Here is a 25,008-nt window from a genome sequence, read left to right on the forward strand (position 1 = left end):
TACAGGCGATACGCAGTAGCATAACAGCACCAAGATGAGAGGCGATAACAGCGAATGAGAAAACTAGGGATAGCAATGGCCGTTTCCCTCATGCTGATGATGACGGCACCGGTAAAAGCCTGGCAGAGTAATGTGTCCTATTATGGCTTTGAACCGGATATCACCACCAATTTTATTAAAGAAGGTAATGACTACCGGCTTGGCTTTATTCGTGTCGCTATCGAAGTCATGGTGCCCGATCCCCAATATGTGGGGGTTGTTGAGCATCATGCACCACTGCTGCGTGATGCGTTTATTCGCATTTTAAGCTCGGCACCGGAGCGGCAGATAAAAACCATGACCGGACGCGATCAACTGCGTTTAAAGTGTCTGGAAAAAGCGCAGGAACTGATGCGCGAAGAGACCGGTAACCCGGTAATACAGGAAGTGCTCTTCACCAAATATATTTATCAGTAAAGCGGCTGCTTTGGTGTCGGATTGAGTACCCGCACGACAAAACCGGCGAGGCAGCCCGAGAGCAGACCCGCCAGGTGTGCTTCGTTGGCAATATTGACCCAGAGCACACCGGTATACCCTAACAACAACCAGCCGATCATAAAAACGATTAACCCGGGCGGGAGCCACAGGGCAGTGCGGCGTCCGAAGCTGTATATCCAACAGAACCCGAGCAGCCCGTAGACCACGCCAGATAAGCCACCAAAGTTGGGACCACTGACGGCGTATTGTGCGACGTTAGCGGTAACACCACTGAACAGCAATAAGGCCAGTAGCCAGGAGGTTCCCAGGTAGCGCTCAATGCGGCCGCCTAGATACCACCACCAGAACACATTGAATACCAAGTGCATCAAGGAAAAGTGCAACAGTACCGGTGTTAAAAATCGCCACGGCTGCGCAAACGGGTAGGCATCGTAATAATGACTGATGCGGAGGCTTCCGAGTATCGCTTCCGGTGCCATATTGAGCAGCAAGAACATCAGTACCGCGATACCCGCCGTGACACGGGTCAGCCAGCCGGTATTGCGCAACAGATCCGACAATAATGATGAGCGTGTCTGACCTTTTGATGGCGTTGTCTGTGACGTTGACGGGTTATTTTTGAAGGTCTGAATCAGTTCTTTGGCTGCGGCTTCGTAGCTACTTTGGTGCAGCCAGAGTTCTAATTGCTGACCTTGCTCAGTAACACTGACGGGGATGCCGTGCTGGCGCAGATACTGGTATAGCTGACCGATGAATTCACTGTCGGTAGAGGTCAGTAATCTGCGCATGGGCATTAGCTCGTCTCGATATCGGTGGTGAACTGAGTTTGCCAGGCGGTGAAGCCTCCCTGCATACTCAACACCTTGTTGAGGCCGTGTTGCTGCAATACATCGGCCGCCTGTTGGCTGCTGATGCCGTGATAGCAAACAACGATGACCGTGGTATCGGCGTCAGTTTGATCGATAAACTCGGCGACATTGTCGTTATTAAGCGGCTGTGCACCCGGTATATGACCGAGCGCAAAGGACTGCCCGTCGCGGATATCGACAAATACCGGTGGTTGCTCTGACGCCCATAATTGATGGGCGTCGAGTAAACTGATTTCTTGTGCCAAAAAGCCTCCTGCAGGCGTCGCTTAATCCCAGTTTAAAATCACTTTGCCGGAATGCCCGCTGATCATGGTTTCGAAGCCTTGTTCATAGTCATCGACGTGCATCTGGTGTGTCAAAATCGGTGAAATATCTAAACCTGACTGTAGCAGGCTCGCCATTTTATACCAGGTCTCAAACATTTCGCGTCCGTAAATGCCTTTGATCACCAAGCCTTTAAAAATAACCTGGTTCCAGTCAATGGCGACATTCTCCGGCGGTATACCCAACATGGCAATTTTGCCGCCGTGGTTCATGGTCGCCAACATTTGTGAAAACGCCGACGGTACCCCTGACATTTCCAGCCCGACATCGAAACCTTCTTTCATGCCCAGTTCGTCCATCACGTCGGTGAGCTTTTGCTCAGCCACATTAACCGCTCGGGTAACGCCCATTTTACGGGCAAGGTCCAGACGAAACTCATTAACGTCGGTGATGACGACATGGCGTGCGCCAACGTGACGAGCGACAGCTGCCGCCATGATACCGATAGGACCAGCACCGGTAATCAGCACGTCCTCACCCACCAGGTCAAACGCCAACGCAGTGTGCACGGCGTTCCCGAAGGGGTCCATGATGGCGGCCATGTCATCGCTGACATCGTCAGGCAGTTTAAAGGCATTATCAGCCGGAATCACCAGGTACTCAGCAAATGCGCCGGGACGATTTACACCTACGCCGTAGGTATTGCGACATAAGTGGCGGCGGCCGGCACGGCAGTTACGGCAATGGCCGCAGGTAATATGACCTTCACCGGAGACGCGGTCGCCAATTTCAAAACCACGCACGCCTTCACCCATGGCTGCTACTTCGCCAACGTATTCGTGGCCAACGACCATCGGCACCGGAATGGTCTTCTGTGACCACTCATCCCACTTATAGATGTGCACGTCGGTACCGCAAATCGCGGTTTTCTTAATTTTAATCAGGATGTCGTTGTAACCGTATTCCGGTTTATCAACGTCGGTCATCCAGATGCCGGGTTTATCGTGCAGCTTCGCTAACGCTTTCATAACTTCTCCTTGGCCCGGCATTAAATAATGCCGAGGTCCTTACCGATACGTGTAAAGGCTTCAATGGTGCGATCCAGCTGTGCACGTGTGTGTGCAGCAGACATCTGGGTACGGATACGGGCCTTGCCTTTAGGTACTACCGGGAAGGAGAAACCGATCACGTAAATGCCTTCTTCCAACAACCGGTCCGCCATTTCAGAAGCCAGTCGCGCATCACCGATCATCACTGGGATAATGGCGTGATCAGCGCCGCTTAAGGTAAAGCCCGCAGCGGTCATTTGCTCACGGAAATAACGAGCATTGTCCCACAGTTTACTGCGTAACTCGTGACCGTCCGCGAGCATATCCAAAACTTTGATAGACGCTTGTACGATAGCCGGCGCAACCGAGTTCGAGAACAAGTAAGGGCGTGAACGTTGGCGTAACCAGTCGATGACTTCCTTCTTGCCGGACGTGTAACCACCAGACGCGCCACCCAATGCCTTACCCAGAGTACCGGTAATAATGTCAACGCGACCAATGACGTCGCAATATTCGTGAGTTCCTTTGCCGTTTTCACCTAAGAAACCGGTTGCGTGGCAGTCGTCCATCATCACCAGCGCGTCGTACTTGTCGGCGAGGTCGCAAATGCCTTTAAGGTCGGCGATAACGCCATCCATAGAGAATACGCCGTCAGTCGCGATCAACTTAAATCGTGCGCCATCAGCGTCGGCCTGCTTTAACTGTTCTTCAAGGCTGGCCAGGTCGTTATTTTTGTAGCGATAACGCTTAGCTTTGCTGAGGCGGATACCGTCGATGATGCTGGCGTGGTTTAATTCGTCACTGATAATGGCGTCTTCAGGTCCCATTAGCGTTTCAAACAAACCGCCGTTAGCGTCGAAGCAAGATGAGTAAAGGATGGTGTCTTCAGTGCCCAGGAAGTGACTCAGTTTCTGTTCGAGTTCTTTATGAATATCCTGCGTACCGCAGATGAATCGTACTGACGCGGTACCAAAACCGTGCTCATCCAGACCTTTCTTAGCGGCTGCAATGAGATCCGGGTGATTGGCCAGACCCAGATAGTTGTTGGCACAGAAGTTCAATACTTGCTGTCCGTTAACGGTAATCTCTGAACTTTGATCAGAGGTAATGATACGTTCTTTCTTATACAGTCCCTCGTTGCGGGTGGCTTCGAGCTGTTCGCTTAACTGCTGATAAAATGCTGAATTCATGGATGCTCCATATCGTCCGATAGTGGCAAATTTATGCTCTATTTTACTGATGTTATGGTGTGTTCGCACCCTTAATTTTGAATTAGCGTTTGAGTCAGCCGTTCAATAAGGTGTACTCTTTAGCGAAAATTACGTGACACGAGGCAACCATGCACAGTAAAGCCATTTATCCGGGAACCTTCGATCCAATTACAAATGGGCATTATGACTTGATCGAGCGTGCGGCAAAGCTGTTTCGGCATGTGGTGGTCGGTATTGCCGAAAACCCGAGTAAAAAACCACTGTTTTCGTTGCAGGAGCGAGTGATTCTGGCGCAACAAGTAACTGAGACCTTGGATAACGTATCCGTTGTCGGCTTTTCCGGCTTGCTGGTTAACTTTGCCAAAGAACAGGAAGCCACGGTTCTGGTGCGCGGCCTGCGTGCGGTATCGGATTTTGAATACGAGTTTCAACTGGCCAACATGAACCGCCGATTGTTTCCGGATTTGGAAAGTGTGTTTCTCACTCCGGCGGAAGAAAACTCATTTATTTCCTCCACTCTGGTGAAAGAAGTCGCGCTGCATGGCGGCGATGTCACCGGCTTTGTCGACAATCGCGTCGCCGATGCTTTAAAGCAGAAATTTGCCAACCGCAGTTAACAGCAAGCTATTTGTGGCTTCGCCATGGCTTTTTGCGCTCAAGAGCCGCCGACACCCGAAGCGAGTCGGCAAACAGCCGTGGCGAAGCCACTAACAGCCAGCGCCGATAGACGCTAAAAAGCCGTATTTATAAACACCAACGTCATCAACACAGGACAGATATAGCGCAAATGCCAGCGCAAAGCGGTCAGCCAGAAGCTGCCCTGCGCGATGGTGTGTAAGTGGTTACTTTTTCGCCATAGCCAGCCGACCACGAGCAGATAGAAGATGCCCGAAATCGGTAACTGGAACTGGGTTACTGCTGTCACTACCCAACCGAACAGAGGCTCAAAAAAGATCACTAGACTGAAGGCTAATACGGCGATGGTTGCCAGTGCCAGCAACGTGGCTTTTTTACGGTTCAGGTTTTTTTCTTCAATCAGGTACGAAACTGGCACTTCTGCCTGAGCGATGGTCGAGGTGAGCGCCGCGATGCTGAGCAGGGTGAAGAATGCAAAGCCGACAAATGGACCAACTGCACCCATGCTGGCAAATAGCTGTGGTAAGACGGCGAAAATAAGCTGACCTTCACCGATCAGTTCATCGCCGTTGGTGACGGTGACGCCAAGCTCGATACCGGCATACAGCGCAGGAATGATCAGTAAGCCAGCGAGAAATGCGATGAGGGTATCAAGGCCCGCCACGGACAGACTGAGTTTCCCCAGTTTGGCGCCCGGCAGCAAGTAGGAACCGTAAATCATCATGCCGCCTAAGCCGATCGACAGCGAGAAAAACGCTTGCCCCATGGCAGCCAGGTAAATCGATGGATCGCTCAGTTGAGAAAAATCCGGTACCAGATAAACGGTGAAGCCGTCACTGGCGCCGGCCAGGGTGCCCATGTAGATGATCAAACCCACCAGCAGTAACACCAAGGTTGGCATCAACCGTTTCGACCAGCGTTCGATGCCGTTTTCGATGCCTTGCAATACCACCCAGCCGGTGGTGCACAAAAACAGTGCGGTAAAAATAAGGTCACGCGTTAACGAGCTGTTCATTAAAAACTCGGCAACGGCCGCCAGCCCGAGCCAGCCGGCCACGTAGCCCAACGCATGTACAACCATCCAGCCCGCCACGATATGGTAAAAGCTGAGCATCAGGCACGAGCCGATAACATTCAAAAAGCCCATGGTGGCGCCAACGGGTTGTGCACGGCCTTCACTGAGCTTGGCGAGTGACCGAACCGGGTTGGCGCGGCCATGATGGCCGATTAACATTTCGCTATACAACGCTGGTATGGCCAGTATGAAAATGACGATGAGGTAGACCAATAAGAACGCGCCTCCCCCGTGATTGGCCACTTGAGTAGGAAAGCCCCAAATGTTTCCAAGACCTACTGCAGAGCCGGCGGCCGCTAGGATAAAGCCAAGTCGGGTGTGGAAGGATTCGCGCATACTTGCTCACTTACTACTTGTATAAAAATTAAAAGACAGAGCGCGCATTCTAACGAACTGAGAGAATTTTGCCCTATCTTTTTTAGCCAATAAACGGTAACATTCGCGTCCGAATTTTAATCAAGATCAGCGCTACCAGGATGGCTGCGCGCACTAGTAAGTTAACGTTAACGCAAAGACCGTATTCTCAGGAGCCTTACGTCATGCCAAATTTGGATTTGAGCCGCTATGGCATCAATAACGTCCAGGAAATTGTCCACAACCCGTCTTACGATGTGTTATTTGCCGAAGAAACTCGTGACGACTTACATGGGTTTGAGAAAGGAACCGTGACCGATTTGGGCGCTGTTGCTGTTGATACCGGAATTTTCACCGGTCGCTCACCAAAAGATAAGTACATTGTGCGTGATGACACCACTCGCGATACGGTGTGGTGGTCAGATCAAGGCAAAAACGATAACAAACCGATGTCGGAAGAAACCTGGTCAAGCCTAAAAGGTCTTGTTACCGAACAGCTTTCCAACAAACGTTTGTTTGTTGTCGATACCTATTGCGGTGCTAACGAGGATACTCGTTTGGCCGTTCGTTTCATTACCGAAGTCGCATGGCAGGCTCACTTCGTAAAAAACATGTTTATCCGCCCGAGCGCAGAAGAACTGGAAACGTTCGAGCCGGACTTTGTGGTAATGAATGGTGCTAAATGCATCAACCCAAACTGGCAAGAGCAGGGTCTGAACTCGGAAAACTTTGTCGCCTTTAACTTAACGGAAAAGATTCAGTTAATTGGCGGTACCTGGTACGGCGGGGAAATGAAAAAGGGTATGTTCTCGATGATGAACTACTTCCTGCCACTGCAAGGTATTGCGTCAATGCACTGCTCAGCAAACGTCGGCAAAGACGGCGATGTAGCAATTTTCTTTGGCTTGTCAGGCACCGGTAAAACGACGCTGTCTACGGATCCTAAACGGGCGTTGATTGGTGACGACGAGCACGGTTGGGATGACGATGGCGTGTTTAACTTCGAGGGTGGTTGTTACGCGAAGACCATTAACCTGTCGAAAGAAGCGGAGCCGGATATTTATAATGCCATCCGCCGTGACGCATTGCTTGAAAACGTCACCGTACGCGAAGACGGTTCGGTCGATTTTGATGATAACTCGAAGACAGAAAATACTCGCGTGTCTTACCCGATTTATCACATCGACAATATTGTTAAGCCGGTTTCCAAAGCAGGCCACGCGAAAAAAGTTATCTTCTTAACCGCGGATGCTTTTGGGGTGTTACCACCAGTTTCTAAGTTGACAAAAGAACAGGCCCAGTACCACTTCCTGTCCGGTTTCACGGCGAAACTCGCAGGTACCGAACGTGGCGTAACCGAGCCCACACCAACATTCTCCAGTTGTTTTGGGGCGGCCTTCTTGAGTTTGCATCCAACCCAGTACGCTGAAGTATTGGTCAAGCGTATGGAAGCCGCTGGCGCGGAAGCTTATTTGGTGAACACCGGCTGGAACGGTACCGGTAAGCGCATTTCGATTAAAGCGACGCGTGCGATCATTGACGCCATTTTGGATGGTTCGATTGAAGACGCCGAGTTTGTTCAGCTGCCGTACTTTAACCTGGCGATGCCAACCGCATTAACCGGTGTTGAAGACAGCGACATTCTGGATCCTCGTAATACTTATGACGATAAGGAAGAGTGGGATCTGCGTGCGCGCGATCTGGCGAAACGTTTCGTTGCTAACTTCGAGAAGTTTACCGATACCGATAACGGTAAAGCGTTGGTTGACGCGGGTCCTAAGCTTTAACGTCAAACTTATCGTTATTGACGTCACATTTTGAAACAATAAAAGGCCTGTAACCATCTGTTACAGGCCTTTTTCGTTCGCTATCATAGCGTCAGATCTCATAACAGTCTGGCAACATGAATATAACAATAGATACGGTAACGAAACGTTACAAGACAGTGACAGCCGTCGACGCAATATCTTTGGATGTGCGTTCTGGGCAAATTTACGCCTTACTCGGGCCAAATGGTGCCGGTAAATCTTCCTTGGTTCGGATGCTGGTCGGTTTAACACAACCTGACAGTGGCCGGATTCAGATAACAGACCTGGGGGGTGCCGATATTCAGCTGCGTCCACAGCATTTTGCTTACCTCCCTGAAGACCGCGGTCTCTATCAGGATCGTTCGATTCTCGATAACCTGTCATACGTAGCAAGGCTACGAGGACTCGAGCAGAGTGTGTATTTACCGCGCATTGACAAGTGGTTGGCACATTTTGATCTGACCGATCGCAAACAAGAGCCAATGCGGCAGTTGTCGAAAGGTAATCAGCAAAAAGTGCAGTTAATTTCTACTTTGTTGCACGATCCCGACCTGGTGATTCTTGATGAACCTTTTTCCGGCCTTGATCCGGTTAATCAGGAGCACGTGCTAAAGGTGCTGAGCGATTTGAAAGAACAAGGTAAAACCGTGTTGTTGAGCGCCCACCAGATGGCGCTGGTCGAGCGTTTGGCGGATAAAATGTTACTGATGTCTCATGGTAAAGCCCTGGCGCAGGGATCTCTGGAAGAAATTCGCGCGACATTGCAGCCGCAACGACTCTATCGTGTGCACTGTGATGCCATTGCGGCACAGAGTGTCTGGTCAGATTTTAGCGAAATCGAGCGCCTCCACCCGATCGACAAAAATGAGCTGGAACTCACGCTTGGAGCCGATGTTGACGCATCCATGTTATGGCCTCGGTTAGCCGAACGTTGTGCGATTGAGTCATTTGCATTGCGCAAACCCGGATTGCACGAACTGTATCTGGACACCATCGGACGCTCACAAGCACAGGGAGATGCCGCATGAACCGTTCGCAACAATTGAAGACCATCGCTTGGTGGGAATTTAAACGTTTCTTTAAATGGAAACAGGAACTTATCTCGATTGCGTTGCTGGCGATTATCTTTCTGGTCAGTGCCGGTTGGGGCGTCATCACGGAAGTGTTCTCCGAGCAACATCAGGGCGCGATTTTTTACCAAAACAAAGCCGAGCAAAGCTGGCGTTTCGAGGCACCGGACGACGTGCCGTTGCGTGCTGCAGGGTCGATGGAAGTGCAGCAATGGCAACAGCAATTACCGGACGATTTGGATGTGCTGGTGGTCATTTCACCGTCGTTAGAAGCTGAGCTGGTAGTACGGGAGAAAGACGACTGGCAAGATGGCTTGGTTAAGGCGTTGGAGCAACAACTGCAACAGCAGCGCATCAAACAGCTAACGTTGAGCGACCAACAGCGGCAGGTCATCAATGAACCACCGGCAATCACGACAACGGTGCAAAGTACCGAGGTCAGTGCACAAGACGAGGATGAAGGTGGTTTTAGTGAAGCTTTGCCAATGCTGGTCACGGTGGCGATTACGGTGGGTGTTTTCACTGGCTTTGGTTTGATGATGATGTCGATTACCGCAGAAAAACAGCAACGGGTTACTGAGCAGCTGTTAACCATCATATCGCCAACACAGTGGATGGACGGTAAAATTCTTGGTATTACCTTGCACAGCATCAAGTCGATGGTGTTCCTGGGCTTATTTTTTACCGGTATTGGACTGGTGGCCTCGATGTTCAGTGGCGGCGACAGCAGTGTCAGCTTCGACCGCTACTACGGTGCTGTGTTATCGGTCGTGTTCGTGTTGCTGGGACTGGTGTTGATCAATGCGATGTTGGCCGGTTTTTCGGCCACCATCGATGACCCCAATCACTCGTCACGCAGCTCGGTGATGCTGTTGCCTTTACTGCCGGTATTTCTGTCGTTTAGCATCATCGATAATCCAGACGGTGGATTGGCTCAGGTGATGAGCATTTTACCCATCTCGTCGTTTGTGATGATGCCGGTGCGGTTGTTACAAACTGACGTCACCTGGTGGCAACAGTTGCTTAGTCTGGCGCTGCTGGTGGTGTTCGTGATTTGGATGCGCAACGTAGCCGGCCGGTTGTTTGCGATGGGTATTCAGTTCTACGGCAAAGAACCCAGTTGGAAAGACATCTGGAATGCCATTAAGGGGTAACAACTGCCATTAAAAAAGGCCGGCTTGTGAGCCGGCCTTTTTGTATTCGCAGCATTAGTCGTCTGCTTGCATATGCTCAACATGTGGTAGCTCAAACGGAGGTTTGGTTTCCGCTTTTTCTACCAGGAAGGTGTCCATCCAGCGCATCATCCGCATACCGTAATCCAGCTGCGCTGCCATTTTCCGGTTCCCGTGGCCTTCGCCCGGATAAAGAACCAGTCGTACCGGCACATTACCGTGAGTTTTCAGGTAGCGGTAGAGTTCCATCGACTGTGACGGATGAACACGGGTATCTTCTTTACCGTGCATGATTAAGATCGGCGTACGAGCCTGCTCAGCATAGTAAATAGGACTGCGTTCTAAGTACCACTGCCACTTTTCCCACGGGTAGCTACGAGCGTGAACGGCGTGCATCTCTTTGGCGATGTCCGTCGTGCCGAACTTAGAGATGTTATCGCTGATACCGACAAACATGACACTGGCCGCAAAATGCTCAGTTTGTTTGGTTGCGCCCCAGGCTGAGGCATAACCACCGTAAGAACCGCCGGTGATACCGACACGCTCAGGGTCTGTGATGCCCATTTCTACCAGGTGTTGTTTGGCGTCAACGATATCGTCGAACTCTTTACCGGCATAATCGTTTTGGCTCAGCATTGAGAACTCTACGCCGCGACCAGTGCTGCCCCGATAATTCGGGAAGAACAACGCATAGCCGTTGGCAGCAGCGTGTTTAACCGGTGCGGAATAGCGATCCAGCCAACCATTGCTGTAATGTGACTCAGGACCGCCATGGATGACCATTACGGTAGGATAGCTTTGGCCTTCCTGATAGTCCGTTGGATAAACCAGAATGCCTTCCAATTGCAAACCGTCACGAGCTTCGTAGGTGATGCTTTCCTGACGCGGCATGGTGATTTCATCCAGCCACGGATTGGAAACCGTTAACCGCTCTAAGCCGCTGTCGTCCAGCAGGAAGGCTTCGTTTGGATGTTCGGGGCGGTTACCGCGCAACGCAATTTGTCCAATTCCGGATTCACCGTCAAGACTGGTGAAAATCGCTTCGCCTGGCTCCACCAGCATACGGTTTTCGAGGAACTTTAACGTCAGTGCCTGTACTTCGGATTCGGTACCACGATGACCTAACCAAACCAGTTCCTGGTCGGTACGCCAAGCGAAATCACGGATAGAGCCTTGGTAATCGGGTAAGACGTTGCGCAACTCTTCCGTTTGCGAGTCCCAGACGAGCAGGGTACCCGCCGACGGGTCGTTGTAATTGGCCGCCGAGATCATCGCCAGATAACGGCCGTCCGGAGAGAAGCTTGCTTGTCCTAGCTTGCCGGCAGTTTCGAACGCTTGTTGCAGTTCGCCGGCTTTATTGATGAGCTGATATTGGCTGCTCATGTAGTTATCATCGATCAGCGGCGTTGGCGCAGTACGCACCAGGATGTGGGTGTTGTCGGGGTGGAACTCAGCCGACAAAATATGTTGGTCGTCCGCCGATACCTGAGTCGCCTGTTTTTGTTCGGCGCTTAGGTCAACGTGATACAAATGCGTGTAATCAAGGTCTTCTTCGTAAACCTCAGCTTTAAAGCCTTTCTTAGCCAGCTTCTGTTCATCCGCATCCGGTTTACCGCGTGACGTAAAAATCAGAGACTGACCATCATCACTGATGTCATAAGCGCCGATATGACCTTCAAACTCATAAAATGACTGTACCGCGCCACCGTTAATCGGCAGGCGGTACAGTTCGTTGTATTTGTCATCGTCGCGCTTAGCGGTGAAATACAGGTATTCACTGTTTGGACCAAAGGACACCTGCGAGAACTCATCGTCGCGATTAAAATAGACGGTTTCGTTACCTTGCGCGTCGATTAATACGAGCTCGGTAAAACCGCTACCGTCGTCGTCTTTATACGGCGTACGCGGGATGTATTTTAACACCGCGGTATACTGGCCATTTGGCGATAAATCGACGCTGGCAACAGACTGAGCTGTTACCGTTTCCATCAGCGTCATTTCGCGAGCTTGTCCGGTCACCGCAAGGGTCAGTAAACTGACTGTGCCAAGGGTTCTGAATAACATCGGATTCTCCTGGTTTATTGTGATTTTCTGTTGATTGTAAAACGGTCTTATGTCTGTGCAAGCCGGCGCGTTGCTTCGGCGCCACGTGCGACCAGACGCACTTGCTGAATGGTCGCCTCGGTGATCTGGCGGCGTTCGTCGTCGCTGACGTCAAAACAGTCAGCGCCTGCGCTAAATACGATTTTTACAATGGCATCGGATTGCAGTGACGCCAGCTCGTGGGTAAAGCCCTGTTCCATCACCAGATATTCTTCCAGTTCCGCCTTAAAATGTTCAAGCTCACGCTCCACGGCACTGCGAAACTCCCTTGAGCAACCGGTGCGCTCCTGCAGTAATAACCGAAAGATGGCGGTGTTACTGGCAACGTATTGCATAAAGGTTTCTATCGAAACGCGGATGATGGAACCGCCTTTTTCGATACGCTGGCGGGCCTGCCGCAGTAGTTGTCTGAGCGTCAGACCACACTCGTCGACGAGGGTTAATCCCAGTTCGTCCATATTACGAAAATGACGATAAAACGAGGTTGGGGCAATATTTGCTTCGCGGGCCACTTCACGCAGGCTTAGGCTGGAAAAGCCGGTCTCGGCGCTGAGCTGATTCATCGCCGCATCAATTAAAGCTCGCCGGGTTTTTTCTTTTTGTTGCGCTCTGATACCGTTCGTCGCTTGCTTTGCCACTGTGCTCTCACTTTATGTTTGAGTAAACGTTTTGCCCATTAAACGGTCATAGTATCACAGGATTTTACACAATTATTGCTTGTATTCTGAAGCAAAAACCCGTAAATTCAGCGAACACGTGTACGCTATTTTGGTTTGCACCGTTTTACTCGCAGTTACATGGCAAGAATTTGAATGACCGAATTAAATACCAAACCCCCAATTATCTGGCTTAACACCATTGTCTTTTTATCAACCTTCGTGATTGCTGCCGTCGGCGTGCCGCTGTATGGCTATCTTGTTGGTATTGATAGTGCATTATGGTGGATTATGCTCGGTACAATTTGTTTTGCAGGCATTTCCATTACCGCCGGCTACCACCGTCTGTGGTCGCACAAAACTTATGATGCCAATCCCGTCGTGCGTTTTCTGTTTGCTATCGGTGGTGCACTGGCGTTACAGAACAGTGCCTTGCACTGGTCGTCGGATCACCGCGTTCACCACACCCACGTCGACGATAATGATAAAGACCCTTATTCGGCAAAACGTGGCTTCTGGTATTCGCACATTGGCTGGATGTTACGTGAGTATCAGGCCAGTCGTTATTCGGATTACGACAATGTTAAGGATTTGCAGAAAGATCCCATCGTTATGTGGCAGCATCGTCACTATCTGGCGCTGACATTATTGACCAACTTCGGCTGGCCAATTCTGGTGGGTCTGATGGTGGGCGATGTGTGGGCTGCACTGTTGGTGGTTGGTGTGTTACGTCTGGTACTTAATCATCACACCACGTTTTTCATCAATTCGTTGGCGCATGTTTGGGGCAAGCAACCTTATACCGATAAAAATACCGCGCGTGACAACGGCGTACTGGCGTTCCTGACCTTTGGTGAAGGCTACCACAACTACCATCACATTTTCTCGGCCGACTACCGTAACGGCATTCGCTGGTATCAGTTTGATCCAACCAAGTGGCTGATTCGCGCATTATCCTGGGTAGGATTAGCCTCTAACCTTAAGCGCAGCTCAGGTTATCAGGTCGAAAAAGCGCGTCTGCAGATGCAGTTACAGCGGTTACAGAAGAAAGCGAAGTCTGCACCGCATACGTTGCTCGAAATGGCCCAACAGCATTATGACGATATGGCGGTTCAGTTACGTCAATACTACCAGGCGCGAAAAAAGCTGTTGGACAGTAAAGCCAAACACTTGCGCGAGCAAGTGAACATGGATGCACTGAAAGCCCAGGTCGACGAGCTTAAAGCGTCGTTAGAGCAACAGCGCCGTCACTGGAAAGAACTGGTGTCACAGATTAAGCAGCACGCTTAACGTAAAGAACGCTGACGCTGGCTTGCATTTGCCTGCTTTTTATACAATACTGGTGGCAACATTTTGCCGCAGTCATTGGAGGCAGCTATGGAAATCAATGGTGCAATGAACGCAGGCCTGCAAGGCTTGCAACGAGCCAGCCAGCAAGTTAACGAAGCCAGTGCAGAAATTGCAAATGCGGGTGCACGTAATGATGTGCAACAACAAAGCAATGCACAGTCAAGCGGCGTTAACGCTGCTACGGAGTCGGCCAGCGAAACCAGTCAGTCGGTAAGCGCAAATAACGCCACTGACGGACTGGTGTCTTTACAGCAAGGCGAGACTAATTTCGAAGCCAATACCCGCACCGTCGAAACGGCCGATGAAGTACTCGGTACGTTAATCGATACCAGCGCGTAAGGCTCAAGATAAACTCGCGTATGTAACGGCCATGAATATCACAACCGCACTTCCGACGATTCCTCCGGCACCGATGCCGGCGTCGGATGCTGTTGGCCGTGAAAACCAGCAACGTGCAGCCATTAAAGAGCCTGCATCCTCCCCCCAGACTGGCACATCAACCGATAAACAAGCGCGTAAGACAGACGGCAAAAAAGAGCAACAGAGCGTTTCTGAGTCCACCAAAGCCGACGGTCGCAAAGCGGAAGATAAGCGTGAATCCGAGCGTACTCCCGAAGAACAGCGTGAAATCCAAGAGGAAATCCGGGAACTAAAAAACCGTGATGCGGAAGTGCGCACGCACGAGCAGGCTCACGCCGCTGTGGGTGGTCAGTATGCCGGTAGTCCCAGCTATGAATATGAACGTGGCCCGGATGGTAAATCCTATGCCGTGGGCGGTGAAGTACAAATCGACGTCAGCGTCGTTCCCGGCGATCCCCAGGCAACCATCCAGAAAATGCAGGTGGTTCGGCGTGCGGCATTGGCCCCGGCGGAACCCTCTTCTGCTGACCGCTCGATTGCTGCAGAAGCCTCGGTAAAGGCAGCGGAAGCCCGTGCCGAACTGGCTAAAAGCAACGCTCCGGGTGCCTCTAAGGCGGCAGAAGCTACTGATGGGGAAGAGACTAAATCGTCGCAAGGCCCTAATGATGCCGGGGACGGCAGTCGTATTCAGGGTCCCGTGCGCAAATCGCTCGAAGGTGAGGGTAACGACAGTTCTTCCGTCGGCAGTGCTGGTGAGCTTGCCGGAACACAGCGAAAAACGCTTTCCGCTGCTGAACGCGGTACGCTGATTGCTGATTTTTATAGCCGCCGCGTGAGCCCGTCAGAAACGGGCTTTAGCGCGACCGCCTAAACCGGATTATTATCCCTTCTTAGCCTTTGCAAAGGCATCCGCCAGGGCATTACCCATTGCCGAATTAGCCGGTTGCGGGCGTGACTTGGCTTTACCCGTACCACTGGATTTACCACCCGCTTTGCCACTGCCTTTTTTGGCTGTCGGTTTGGCGCTGGCGGACGATGCGGCGATTTCATCGTCAAGGCGCATGGTCAGTCCGATACGATTGCGTTCGAGATCCACTTCAACCACTTTCACCTTAACAATTTGACCGGCTTTAACGACTTCGCGTGGATCACTGACGAACTTGTTCGACAACGCCGAGATATGCACTAAACCGTCCTGATGCACGCCGATATCGACGAACGCGCCGAAGTTGGCGACATTGGTTACGACGCCTTCGAGCGTCATACCTGGCTTCAGATCGCTGACTTTATCCACACCGTCTTTAAAATTCGCTGTTTTGAATTCAGGACGTGGATCTCGCCCCGGCTTTTCCAGTTCGGCGAGGATATCGGTTACTGTCGGTAACCCAAAACGCTCATCGGTATAGTCCGCCGCATTGAGCCCTTTGATCAATGACTGGTTGCCTATCAGTTCTTGTACCGGCACATTATTTGCGGCGGCGATACGCTCCACCACCGTGTACGCTTCCGGGTGAACCGCAGAGGCATCGAGCGGCTGCTCACCCTTGTTGATGCGGAGGAAGCCCGCCGCCTGTTCAAAGGCTTTGGGTCCCATCCGCGGCACCTCCAACAACTGTTTGCGGTTGGCAAAAGCGCCGTTATTGTCACGGAAGCCGACAATGTTCTTGGCCAATGTTTTTGATAGACCGGATACGCGCTGCAACAACGCCGCTGACGCCATGTTCGCATCTACCCCAACAGCGTTCACACAATCCTCAACCACTGCATCGAGGCTCTGAGCCAGTTGCGACTGACTGACGTCGTGCTGGTATTGGCCAACACCGATGGACTTAGGTTCAATTTTAACCAGCTCCGCCAGCGGATCCTGTAAGCGCCGGGCAATTGATACCGCCCCACGCAGGGATACGTCCATGTCCGGAAATTCCAACGCCGCCTGTTCAGAAGCGGAGTAAACGGAGGCACCGGCTTCGTTTACAATCACCTTACTTGCTTTGATCTCACTGTGCTGCTTGAGCATGTCACCAACCATTTTGTCGGTTTCACGTGAGTGGGTGCCGTTACCAATGCTGATCAGTTCCACTTTGTACTGTTTACACAACGTCGCCAGTGTTCGCATGGCCTTATCCATTTGATTCTGCGGCTGGAACGGGAATACCGTATTAGTAGCAAGCACCTTGCCGGTTTCGTCCACCACCGCAACTTTAACCCCGGTGCGAACACCCGGATCTAAACCCATGGTGGCTTTGGCGCCGGCCGGTGCCGCCATCAGTAGATCTTTTAAGTTACTGGCAAACACTTGAATGGCGGCTTCTTCAGCGCGCTCCCGCACTTTAGCCATCAATTCGGTTTCCATGTGCAACGACAGTTTTACTCGCCAGGTCCATTGAATCACCTGTCGTAGCCAGTCGTCCGCAGCACGCCCCTGATGTTCAAAGTTCAGGAAATCCGCAATAATGACTTCGCAGTGTGAGCCGGCGGTTTTGTCGTCCTTACCGGGATCGGCGTCCATTGATAATTGCAGGAAGCCTTCGTTACGTCCCCGTAACAACGCCAGAGTGCGATGCGACGGAATGGTTTTGAACAGCTCAGAAAACTCGAAATAATCGCGGAATTTAGCGCCTTCCTTTTCTTTGCCCGGCGCAACGGTACTGGTTAAATGAGCCGTCTGCCACAAGTGCGAGCGTAGCCGCTTCAACAGTTCAGCTTGCTCGGCAAAACGCTCCATTAAAATAGCGCGGGCGCCGTCCAGTACCGTTTTGCTGTCGGCAAAGCCTTTGTCAGCGTCAATATAATCTGCCGCGGCCTGTTCCGGCTGTTGCGTGGGATCATTCCAAAGCAGGTCGGCCAGCGGTTCAATACCGGCTTCGATAGCGATTTGGCCTTTGGTACGGCGTTTAGGCTTATAGGGCAGGTATAAGTCTTCAAGCTCGGTTTTTGAGTCGGCGGCCTTGATGCGCTGAGCCAGCTCGTCGGTCAGTTTACCTTGCTCGTCAATTGACTTGAGGATGACCTGGCGGCGGTCGTCCAGCTCGCGCAGGTAGTTCAGGCGCTGATGCAACTGACGCAACTGGGTATCGTCTAGTCCACCCGTCACCTCTTTTCGGTAACGGGCGATAAATGGCACCGTTGAGCCTTCATCCAGCAACTGGATAACGGCTGCGATCTGGCGCTGATCCACCTTCAGTTCATTAGCAAGTATTTGCGGTATCTGGCTCATAGGACATCTCTTGGTTTTAAAACGTTACGACAAATAATGGGGACGAATACTATCACGAATTGGCTACGCGGGCTGTTGGTAACTTATCTTATTAATTAACCAGACCTTAGTGCCTTGCGGTGTGTGAACCTCGGCTTCGTCATCGACTTGTTTTTTAAGCAGCGCACGTGCCATCGGTGAATCAATTGACACCGCATTTTTGCGATCATAAATTTCATCGGGGCCGACAATCTGAAACGCGCGAACATGGCCGTCTTCATCCTCAATTTCCACCCAGGCACCGAAAAATACTTTGCCATCCTGTTGTGGTGAGTAGTCCACAACCTTCACCTGTTCGATACGTTTGGTTAAGTAACGGATGCGGCTGTCAATTTTACGCAATTTCTGCTTATTGTATTTGTAGTCCGCGTTCTCTGAGCGGTCGCCAAGGCTCGCCGCCCAGGACACCTTCTCTACGGTTTCGCGACGCTCCACCCGCCAAAGGTGTTGCAGCTCTTGTTGTAACCGCTCGTAACCCGAGCGGGTGATTAAATTGGTTTTCATACGCTGAAGGGTTTTACCGGCGTTGAGTGATGAGCCGATTTTACTGGGTTCTCGTTTTGAAAGGAATGCTTGTGAAACGAATCTGATAGCGTGCAATTGTTATACGCATGTTATATATGAATTGGTGCTGCCAATAACTATGCTAGTTGAATCTATAAGAATTGTCGTCGATAGGGGTAAGCTGTGAAAAAACTTTTATTTTTACTTATCTGCATCGAGGGAGCAATTCAACTGTGGTTGGCTGGCTCTTTTAGACGTTGGCTGCATGACATTGAGTTCAGTACATTCGATGGGTGGGTGATCATGCCTACCGTATTGTTGCTCCTTAGTTTGCTAGCAAAAAGTAAGGAATGTTTGTTTTCTCGTGTTATCCCAATTTGCGGTATTGCCATGGGTTTGATTGTGATTAGCCTTTATTACAGTGCGCATACCTATGAAGGTGGAGACGGCCAAGCTGCACTCATATACGCTGTGATGCCATTTTATCAGTTGTTGGTGTTATTCGGGGTGTTTGGGGTTGGGTTATTAATAACCCGATTAAGCAGGCGGCGGGAAAACAATACCTAAAGGGATAGCTTATACGTACTTTCAGTGTCATTTGAAGGAAGCGTTTAAAAAACTACTGCAAAGTGGTGAAAAAAGGAGCAAAATCAATCGCTGCTAGATTTACTAAAGTTACCACCTACACAGGACAGAGTGTTGTCACAACAAAAACAATACGGCATACACTGGTTGACAGGGCAGTTTCGCGATCAGAGCAAAGAGATAGAGTATCGGGAGGCTATTGAACCAGGCGTTCGATCGGATTCACGCCTTGCGCTGTTGCTGGTTTCCGTCGTGTTTGCCATGTTTGGCATCACCGACTATAACTTGCTGGGCACAACCACCGACTATTATTGGTTGCTAAGCATGCGCATCACTGTGGTTGGTGCCTGTCTGCTGTTGGCTTTCATCATCGGCCGCCGCGGCGGCTATGCCAGTACGTCGTGGTTGCACGCATTACCGCTGTGGATACTGGCCGCCGGCATTATTCTGATTGTGCCGTTGCGCCCCGAAAGTTTGCCCACCCAAATCACCGCTATTGTGGTCGCCATTATGGCGTTCTATCTGTTGATACCCAACCTACTCACCATCGCCGCTCTGGCGAGCCTCTTTTTGAGTAGTGGCTTTTTGGTTGCCGCCTATATCTACGCAGGCATTTCAGCGGGCGATGTGGTCCGTTTGGGACTGTTACTGATCATGAGCAACATTGTTGGGTATTCAGCATTGCGGCGGCTAGAGAGACTGCAACGTAAGCAATATCTGCTATTGAATGAAGAGCGGAGCCAAAACCGCGTATTGCTGAGCGAAATTAAACACCGAAAATCACTGGAGGCGCAGTTACGGATGGTCGCCGAGCATGACGATCTGACCGGTGTTGACAGTCGCAGACATTTTATGAAACGGGCTAAGGCGTTATTGCAGCGCTCGCGCCTGGAGCAAACACCGTTTTGCTTTTTTATGATAGACGTTGATCACTTTAAGCGCATTAATGACACGTGGGGCCACACTCGCGGGGATCTTATTCTCAGCACCATTGCATCGGTTTGTCAGCAGTCGTTGCGACCATCGGATATCATCGGCCGTTTTGGCGGCGAGGAGTTTGTGGTGGGGCTTCCACATACGCTGCCCGATGACGCCTATGCCGTCGCCGAGCGCTTGAAGCAAAACGTTGCGGCAATTGCGTTATCCGGTGAACTTGCCGGGGTACAACTGAGTGTCACCATCGGTGTTGCAATTGCTACCCCTGAAGATGATCTCGATGACCTGATAGCGCACGCTGATAACCTGCTTTACGTCGGCAAACGGGATGGCAGAAATCAGGTCGTCATGTGTGGTGAATCAACTTAAGCCACATTAATTGCCATTGAGTGCATTTTTTTCACGTCTTAGCTGTATCTGAACCATACTTAGTGCAATTGGGTTACCAAAACATTGCAATGGCACACGATTGGAAGCGGTGATATCATTAATTAAGTTTAAAGCATATTGTTAGGGCAAACACCATGGATACGACGGCTTTTGGTTGTTCAAATCGACTTCACTCCGGGTTTCAGGTTTTACTGATTGTTTTCTCGTTTATCGCGTCTCCCTCGCTATTGGCGCAGCAGTGGATAACCGCTGAGCACCGGCAGATAACCGAGACCTTAGCGCTTGATGGGAAAATTGAGGCAGTGCAGCAGAGCACGGTTTCGGCTCAGACCGCCGGTACGGTGATTGAGCTACCGGTGGATGTGGACGATGCGGTGCAGGCGAACGAGTTGATTGTACGACTTGACGATACCGAGCAACAAGCTCGCGTACATCGTGCCGAAGCGAATTTAGAGAGTGCCGAGGCAACGCTTAATGACGCTCGTCGTCGGTTTAACCGGATACGAGATCTCTATGAACAGGAAGTAGCCTCTCAGTCCGAACTGGATGATGCCCAGACTCAGTTAGAAACGGCCGAGGCGGCGGTCGCCGAAGCGCAGGCCGTTGCCGAAGAAGCCAGCAAACAACTGAGCTATACCGAAGTGCGTGCGCCTTATGCCGGTATTGTCACCGAACGTTTTGTTGAGCTTGGCGAGTCGGTACAGCCGGGACAACCCCTCATCAGCGGATTATCCCTCGAGCACTTGCGAGTGATTACTGACTTACCACAACGATATGCTCAGTACGTTCGCGACAATCGCGGCGCGGAAGTCATTACCGACGACGGTCGCGCACTGGGGATTGCGTCGATGATTTTCTACCCCTACGCCGATGAGGCGTCGCATACTTTCCGGTTGCGGCTCAACCTGACGGATCCTAACGGCACCCTGTTCCCGGGTATGCTGGTGACGGTGAGAGTGGCCGTCGGCGAGAAGTCCGCATTACTGATTCCCTCCTCAGCAGTGCTCATACGCGGCGAACTGCGGGCAGTCTATGTGAAAAATGAGCAAGGGCAAGCACAGCTTCGGCAAGTGCGGCTGGGACGCCAACACAATGGTGAGGTTGAAATCCTGGCGGGCTTAAATGCCGGTGAGCAGATTGCAGTGCAGGCGGAGGCGTTACTGAATGAGTAATACAGAAAAGCCGCTTGGCCCCTCCGGTATTATCGCGAGAGTTTTTCAGCATTCAGAGCTGACACCGCTCATCTGTCTACTGGGTCTGGTGATGGGTATCGTCGCGGTCATCATCACGCCGAAGGAAGAAGAACCACAAATTGATGTCACTATGGCTGACGTATTGGTTGGCTTCCCTGGTGCCTCGGCGCAGCAGGTCGAACAGCTGATAGCCATTCCCGGTGAGCAAATTCTGAGCGAAATGTCTGACATTGAACACGTTTATTCGGTGTCGCGAGCCGGGCAGGCGGTTCTGACCGTTCAATTTGAGGTTGGTGTTCCACGTCAGCAAGCGCTGGTAAGGTTGTACAATAAAATCCAATCGAATGCCGATTGGTTTCCGCAGGGGTTAGGGGTCATGCAACCGGTGGTGAAGCCGCGTAGCATTGATGATGTGCCGATCATGACGGTAACGCTTTATAACCGTGACCAACTGACCAGCGCTGAACAGTTAACGGCGCTGGCACACCGGCTGGAGATAGCTCTTAAACAGATACCCGGAACGCGCGATATTAGAACCTATGGTGCTGCCGGGCAGCACGTTAATGCACGCCTTGAGGCCAGTAAGCTGGCCGGTTATGGGTTGACGGTGCTGGATATTCAACAGGCGATTGAGAGCGCCAATCTTGCAGCGCCCGAGTCACGTATTACCGATCAGGGACTGTCCATTCCATTTCAGGCTGGAGCATTCCTTGCCAGCGTCGAAGACGTCCGTAACTTGGTGGTTGGCACGGTTGAGGGTAGGCCGATTTTCTTTGCCGATATTGCTGAGATTGAAGACAGTGGCAGCGCCAACGAACAGTCGGTATTGATGGGCGGACTTGACGGCGACACAGCTATTTATCCGGCAGTGACCCTTGCGATAGCGAAAAAGCCAGGTGAAAACGCCATTGATATTACCAATGCGGTGCGGGCGAAACTGGTGGATTTACAAAACCAGCTATTGCCGGCCGATGTTGAAGTGAGCATAACCCGCGATTATGGCGAAACGGCGACGGAAAAGTTCGAACAACTGGTGTCCGACCTGATTTCTGCCACCCTCTCGGTGATCATTTTGGTGTTACTCACGATGGGCTGGCGTCAGGCGGTTATTGTCGGTGTCGCGGTGCTGGTAACACTGCTGTTTACCCTGGTGTTCAGCTGGTTCTGGGGATTTACCTTAAACCGTGTGTCGCTGTTTGCGTTGATTTTTTCCATCGGTATTTTGGTGGACGACGGTATTGTTATTACTGAGAACATTCACCGGCGCGTGCGTAATTCCACCAAACCCTTGCCGGAGGTGATTCCGCGGGCCGTGGATGAGGTCGGGTCACCGACCATTATGGCGACTTTAACCATCATTGCGGCGTTGCTACCGATGGCCTTTGTCAGTGGCTTAATGGGGCCTTATATGAGCCCTATCCCGATTAATGCTTCTGCCGGTATGCTGTTTTCCCAGTTGATGGCATTTATTGTTGCGCCTTGGCTGGCGCTACGTATGTTGAATCGTGAGCGGGGCAAAGACAGTGATGATGCCAGTGATTCTGCCGCGGGTACTTCGCCGGCGTTAAAGCAGCTGTTTGAAAAATTGCTGCGGCCGTTGTTAGGCCAGCAACGGCGGTTACGGCGGGCATTATTCGGCGCCGCCGTGCTGGCGCTGTTACTGCTGGTGATGTTGCTGCCAGTCAGACAGGGTGTGATTTTGAAAATGCTGCCCTTTGATAATAAATCTGAACTGCAGATTGTCGTCGATATGCCGGATGACGCAGCGATGGAGGAGACCCAGCGCTTACAGGTGGCGATGGGCAACTACCTGTCGACCGTCGATGACGTTGCGAACTGGCAGGCTTATGCCGGCACCGCATCACCGATTAACTTCAATGGTCTGGTGCGGCAATATTACTTACGTAGCCAACCTAATCAGGGTGATCTGCAGGTCAACTTGAAGGACAAGGAGAGCAGAACGCGTTCGTCTCATGATATTGCCCGGGCTATTCGTGCAGAGTTAACCGCGATTGCTGAGCCCTTTGGTGCGAGTATCAAGGTGGTCGAGGTGCCGCCGGGGCCACCGGTACTGGCGCCGTTGGTTGCGGAAATCTATGGCGGTACCAGTCAACAGCAAATTGAACTGGCGGAAACACTGCTGGAAAAAATAGGCCAGGTAAACGGCTTGGTTGATGCCGACTCGAGCACCACCGATGAAGTAGCACGTTGGTTTTTGACCGTTGACCGGCAACGAGCGGCGCAGTTGGGTGTATCACAGTCACAAGTGACGCAAACCCTCAGTTTGCTGGTCAATGCGCAGCCGGCCGGTTATCTGCATAAGGATACCGCAAAGTACGCGGTACCCATCCTGGTGCAACTCAATGACGGTGCGAAAGCTCAGCAACAACAGATCTTGTCGTTACAAGTGCGGGCGCAGGATGGGTCGATGATCCCGTTGTCGACCATCGCCAGTATCGATACCGATCGCTGGCCACGCAGCCGTTATCATAAGGATTTAAAGCCCGTCACTTATGTACAGGCTAATATGGCGGGCGAGACCGATTCTCCGATTTACGGCATGTTCCAACTGGTATCACTGATTGATGAACTGGATAATCCACCGCAACAGTTTTTCATTAATCAGCCTGAGGCAACCGGGCCCGTGGCGATTAAATGGGATGGTGAGTGGCAGATTACCTACGAGACGTTCCGTGATATGGGACTCGCTTACAGCGTCGGGATTTTCATGATTTTCGTGTTGTTGGTCGCGCAATTCCGCTCCTATTTGATGCCATTGATCATCATGTCGCCAATACCGCTGACCTTGGTTGGGATTTTGCCCGGCCATTGGTTGCTGGGTAAAGAATTTACCGCAACATCGATGATCGGCATGATTGCATTGGCCGGCATTATCGTGCGGAACTCGATACTGTTGGTGGTCTTTATTCGGCAACTGATGGAAGAGGGCTATTCACTGGAAGATGCCGTGGTACTCGCCGGCGCTGTGCGCTTAAAACCGATCGTGCTGACGGCGGTATCGGCGATGATTGGTGCCTATTTTATCCTTGCGGATCCGATTTTCAACGGGCTGGCGATTTCGTTGATTTTCGGTCTGGCGGCGTCAACGGTGTTGACGGTGATTGTCGTTCCTCTATTGTATTACGGGTTGTATAACTTTTTAGCGGACAGTAAACGCTCGTGATCATATCGTTTCTTGCCAACAGTCTGGTGGTGTTGCTGGTCGTGGCGTTTCACTATGAAGCGCTACGGCAAATTGGTTTGGTCTTTCACAAGTGGCGGGTGTTGGCGCAGTTTCGCATCGGCATCGCCGTGTTGCTGGCACTTATCGTCCACAGCTGTGAGGCGGCCATTTTTGCACTGGCTTATTATTTTATGCATCACCACCCTGATTTTGGCACCTTGCACGGTGCTTTTGACGGCAGTTTCCTCGACAGTTTGTATTTTTCCTTCACGGTCTATACCACGGTTGGTTTCGGTGATATTTATCCGCAGGGCGAGTTACGCTTTCTAACCGGCATTGAAAGCCTGACCGGGCTGGTATTGATTACCTGGACGGCGTCCTTTTTATACGTAAAAATGACGCGTTACTGGACGGATTTATAAAAGCCAGTGGACACATTTGTTAACACTCAAAGGCTTCTTAATCCGTTTTTCTGAGTGTATGTTAATAACCAAAATACCAAGACC

At 51.3% G+C, this 25,008-nt stretch carries 22 protein-coding genes; 13 read left to right on the forward strand and 9 right to left on the reverse strand.

The annotated features are described in order from the left end of the window. Positions 1-75: 75 nt before the first annotated feature. Positions 76-456 (forward strand): flagellar basal body-associated protein FliL, encoded by a 381-nt coding sequence (locus C5610_RS01000; RefSeq protein ID WP_241970533.1) that lies wholly within the window; start codon positions 76-78, stop codon positions 454-456. Here the strand turns inward: C5610_RS01000 and C5610_RS01005 are convergent. From C5610_RS01005 to C5610_RS01020, 4 genes are read right to left on the reverse strand one after another with little or no spacing between them, the layout of a single operon-like run. After that, positions 450-1,265, reverse strand: coding sequence for a rhomboid family intramembrane serine protease (locus C5610_RS01005; protein WP_105307660.1), 816 nt, complete (start codon positions 1,263-1,265; stop codon positions 450-452). The genes C5610_RS01000 and C5610_RS01005 overlap by 7 nt on opposite strands. 5 nt (positions 1,266-1,270) lie before the next feature. Further along, positions 1,271-1,579 (reverse strand): thiosulfate sulfurtransferase GlpE, encoded by a 309-nt coding sequence (gene glpE / locus C5610_RS01010; RefSeq protein WP_241970569.1) that lies wholly within the window; start codon positions 1,577-1,579, stop codon positions 1,271-1,273. A 33-nt stretch (positions 1,580-1,612) separates the two neighbouring features. Further along, the gene (gene tdh / locus C5610_RS01015; protein ID WP_105307661.1) at positions 1,613-2,638 is read right to left on the reverse strand and encodes an L-threonine 3-dehydrogenase; all 1,026 of its coding nucleotides are present in this window, start codon (positions 2,636-2,638) and stop codon (positions 1,613-1,615) included. Between the two features lie 20 nt (positions 2,639-2,658). Then, the gene (locus tag C5610_RS01020) at positions 2,659-3,849 is read right to left on the reverse strand and encodes a glycine C-acetyltransferase (RefSeq protein ID WP_105305475.1); all 1,191 of its coding nucleotides are present in this window, start codon (positions 3,847-3,849) and stop codon (positions 2,659-2,661) included. Between the two features lie 149 nt (positions 3,850-3,998). On the opposite strand from C5610_RS01020, the gene coaD reads away from it, so the two are divergent. Then, positions 3,999-4,487: a pantetheine-phosphate adenylyltransferase gene (coaD, locus tag C5610_RS01025; protein WP_105305476.1), complete on the forward strand. Its 489-nt coding sequence runs from the start codon at positions 3,999-4,001 to the stop codon at positions 4,485-4,487. Positions 4,488-4,600: 113 nt separating this feature from the next. On the opposite strand, the gene C5610_RS01030 is transcribed toward coaD, so the two are convergent. Further along, positions 4,601-5,917 (reverse strand): sodium-dependent transporter, encoded by a 1,317-nt coding sequence (locus C5610_RS01030; protein ID WP_105305477.1) that lies wholly within the window; start codon positions 5,915-5,917, stop codon positions 4,601-4,603. A 203-nt stretch (positions 5,918-6,120) separates the two neighbouring features. Here C5610_RS01030 and pckA point away from each other — a divergent pair, with 203 nt between their 5' ends. From pckA to C5610_RS01045, 3 genes are all read left to right on the forward strand, one after another. Next, on the forward strand, positions 6,121-7,722 hold the full coding sequence (gene pckA / locus C5610_RS01035; RefSeq protein ID WP_105305478.1) for a phosphoenolpyruvate carboxykinase (ATP): 1,602 nt from the start codon (positions 6,121-6,123) through the stop codon (positions 7,720-7,722). 116 nt (positions 7,723-7,838) lie between these two features. Next, positions 7,839-8,771 carry an ABC transporter ATP-binding protein gene (locus C5610_RS01040; RefSeq protein ID WP_105305479.1) on the forward strand — a complete coding sequence of 311 codons (933 nt, stop codon included), beginning with the start codon at positions 7,839-7,841 and terminating at the stop codon, positions 8,769-8,771. Next, on the forward strand, positions 8,768-9,967 hold the full coding sequence (locus C5610_RS01045) for an ABC transporter permease (RefSeq protein ID WP_105305480.1): 1,200 nt from the start codon (positions 8,768-8,770) through the stop codon (positions 9,965-9,967). Before C5610_RS01040 ends, C5610_RS01045 begins: the two co-directional genes overlap by 4 nt. A 54-nt stretch (positions 9,968-10,021) precedes the next feature. Here the strand turns inward: C5610_RS01045 and C5610_RS01050 are convergent, their stop codons facing one another. Further along, entirely contained in the window at positions 10,022-12,049 is a 2,028-nt protein-coding gene (locus tag C5610_RS01050) for an alpha/beta hydrolase family protein (protein ID WP_105305481.1), read from the reverse strand. 47 nt (positions 12,050-12,096) lie between these two features. After that, entirely contained in the window at positions 12,097-12,651 is a 555-nt protein-coding gene (gene fabR / locus C5610_RS01055; protein ID WP_241970568.1) for an HTH-type transcriptional repressor FabR, read from the reverse strand. Between the two features lie 249 nt (positions 12,652-12,900). Between fabR and C5610_RS01060 the strand changes: the two genes are divergently transcribed. The 3 genes from C5610_RS01060 (at position 12,901) to C5610_RS01070 (ending at position 15,325) form a co-directional block, all read left to right on the forward strand. After that, positions 12,901-14,034 carry a fatty acid desaturase gene (locus tag C5610_RS01060; protein WP_105305483.1) on the forward strand — a complete coding sequence of 378 codons (1,134 nt, stop codon included), beginning with the start codon at positions 12,901-12,903 and terminating at the stop codon, positions 14,032-14,034. 87 nt (positions 14,035-14,121) lie between these two features. Further along, entirely contained in the window at positions 14,122-14,433 is a 312-nt protein-coding gene (locus C5610_RS01065) for a flagellar basal body rod C-terminal domain-containing protein (protein WP_105305484.1), read from the forward strand. Positions 14,434-14,464: 31 nt separating this feature from the next. Next, positions 14,465-15,325, forward strand: a complete 861-nt coding sequence (locus C5610_RS01070; RefSeq protein ID WP_105305485.1) for a putative metalloprotease CJM1_0395 family protein — start codon at positions 14,465-14,467, stop codon at positions 15,323-15,325. A 9-nt stretch (positions 15,326-15,334) separates the two neighbouring features. On the opposite strand, the gene C5610_RS01075 is transcribed toward C5610_RS01070, so the two are convergent. Then, the gene (locus C5610_RS01075) at positions 15,335-17,671 is read right to left on the reverse strand and encodes a Tex family protein (protein ID WP_105305486.1); all 2,337 of its coding nucleotides are present in this window, start codon (positions 17,669-17,671) and stop codon (positions 15,335-15,337) included. 63 nt (positions 17,672-17,734) lie between these two features. Next, a complete protein-coding gene (gene greB / locus C5610_RS01080; RefSeq protein ID WP_105305487.1) occupies positions 17,735-18,214 on the reverse strand; it encodes a transcription elongation factor GreB in 480 nt (159 codons plus the stop codon). 183 nt (positions 18,215-18,397) lie between these two features. Between greB and C5610_RS01085 the strand changes: the two genes are divergently transcribed. The 5 genes from C5610_RS01085 to C5610_RS01105 all read left to right on the forward strand — a co-directional run bounded on the left by C5610_RS01085 (position 18,398) and on the right by C5610_RS01105 (position 24,924). After that, positions 18,398-18,781 carry a hypothetical protein gene (locus C5610_RS01085; protein WP_105305488.1) on the forward strand — a complete coding sequence of 128 codons (384 nt, stop codon included), beginning with the start codon at positions 18,398-18,400 and terminating at the stop codon, positions 18,779-18,781. A gap of 129 nt (positions 18,782-18,910) precedes the next feature. Next, a complete protein-coding gene (locus tag C5610_RS01090; RefSeq protein ID WP_105305489.1) occupies positions 18,911-20,104 on the forward strand; it encodes a GGDEF domain-containing protein in 1,194 nt (397 codons plus the stop codon). Positions 20,105-20,259: 155 nt separating this feature from the next. Beyond that, positions 20,260-21,297 carry an efflux RND transporter periplasmic adaptor subunit gene (locus C5610_RS01095; protein ID WP_105305490.1) on the forward strand — a complete coding sequence of 346 codons (1,038 nt, stop codon included), beginning with the start codon at positions 20,260-20,262 and terminating at the stop codon, positions 21,295-21,297. Continuing rightward, positions 21,290-24,502, forward strand: a complete 3,213-nt coding sequence (locus C5610_RS01100; RefSeq protein WP_105305491.1) for an efflux RND transporter permease subunit — start codon at positions 21,290-21,292, stop codon at positions 24,500-24,502. The genes C5610_RS01095 and C5610_RS01100 overlap by 8 nt, the downstream gene beginning before the upstream one ends. Continuing rightward, positions 24,499-24,924 carry a potassium channel family protein gene (locus C5610_RS01105; RefSeq protein ID WP_105305492.1) on the forward strand — a complete coding sequence of 142 codons (426 nt, stop codon included), beginning with the start codon at positions 24,499-24,501 and terminating at the stop codon, positions 24,922-24,924. The genes C5610_RS01100 and C5610_RS01105 overlap by 4 nt, the downstream gene beginning before the upstream one ends. The last annotated feature ends 84 nt before the right edge of the window (positions 24,925-25,008 follow it).

The organism is Idiomarina sp. OT37-5b, from assembly GCF_002968395.1.
GTDB classification, from domain to species: domain Bacteria; phylum Pseudomonadota; class Gammaproteobacteria; order Enterobacterales; family Alteromonadaceae; genus Idiomarina; species Idiomarina aquatica.

Excerpts from the sequence above, each read along its gene's own strand:
- C5610_RS01000 (WP_241970533.1), top strand. The coding sequence starts at position 76 with ATGGCCGTTTCCCTCATGCTGATGATGACGGCACCGGTAAAAGCCTGG.
- C5610_RS01005 (WP_105307660.1), bottom strand. The coding sequence starts at position 1,265 with ATGCGCAGATTACTGACCTCTACCGACAGTGAATTCATCGGTCAGCTA.
- tdh (WP_105307661.1), bottom strand. The coding sequence starts at position 2,638 with ATGAAAGCGTTAGCGAAGCTGCACGATAAACCCGGCATCTGGATGACC.
- C5610_RS01020 (WP_105305475.1), bottom strand. The coding sequence starts at position 3,849 with ATGAATTCAGCATTTTATCAGCAGTTAAGCGAACAGCTCGAAGCCACC.
- coaD (WP_105305476.1), top strand. The coding sequence starts at position 3,999 with ATGCACAGTAAAGCCATTTATCCGGGAACCTTCGATCCAATTACAAAT.
- C5610_RS01030 (WP_105305477.1), bottom strand. The coding sequence starts at position 5,917 with ATGCGCGAATCCTTCCACACCCGACTTGGCTTTATCCTAGCGGCCGCC.
- pckA (WP_105305478.1), top strand. The coding sequence starts at position 6,121 with ATGCCAAATTTGGATTTGAGCCGCTATGGCATCAATAACGTCCAGGAA.
- C5610_RS01040 (WP_105305479.1), top strand. The coding sequence starts at position 7,839 with ATGAATATAACAATAGATACGGTAACGAAACGTTACAAGACAGTGACA.
- C5610_RS01045 (WP_105305480.1), top strand. The coding sequence starts at position 8,768 with ATGAACCGTTCGCAACAATTGAAGACCATCGCTTGGTGGGAATTTAAA.
- C5610_RS01050 (WP_105305481.1), bottom strand. The coding sequence starts at position 12,049 with ATGTTATTCAGAACCCTTGGCACAGTCAGTTTACTGACCCTTGCGGTG.
- fabR (WP_241970568.1), bottom strand. The coding sequence starts at position 12,651 with ATGAATCAGCTCAGCGCCGAGACCGGCTTTTCCAGCCTAAGCCTGCGT.
- C5610_RS01060 (WP_105305483.1), top strand. The coding sequence starts at position 12,901 with ATGACCGAATTAAATACCAAACCCCCAATTATCTGGCTTAACACCATT.
- C5610_RS01065 (WP_105305484.1), top strand. The coding sequence starts at position 14,122 with ATGGAAATCAATGGTGCAATGAACGCAGGCCTGCAAGGCTTGCAACGA.
- C5610_RS01070 (WP_105305485.1), top strand. The coding sequence starts at position 14,465 with ATGAATATCACAACCGCACTTCCGACGATTCCTCCGGCACCGATGCCG.
- C5610_RS01075 (WP_105305486.1), bottom strand. The coding sequence starts at position 17,671 with ATGAGCCAGATACCGCAAATACTTGCTAATGAACTGAAGGTGGATCAG.
- greB (WP_105305487.1), bottom strand. The coding sequence starts at position 18,214 with ATGAAAACCAATTTAATCACCCGCTCGGGTTACGAGCGGTTACAACAA.
- C5610_RS01095 (WP_105305490.1), top strand. The coding sequence starts at position 20,260 with ATGGATACGACGGCTTTTGGTTGTTCAAATCGACTTCACTCCGGGTTT.
- C5610_RS01100 (WP_105305491.1), top strand. The coding sequence starts at position 21,290 with ATGAGTAATACAGAAAAGCCGCTTGGCCCCTCCGGTATTATCGCGAGA.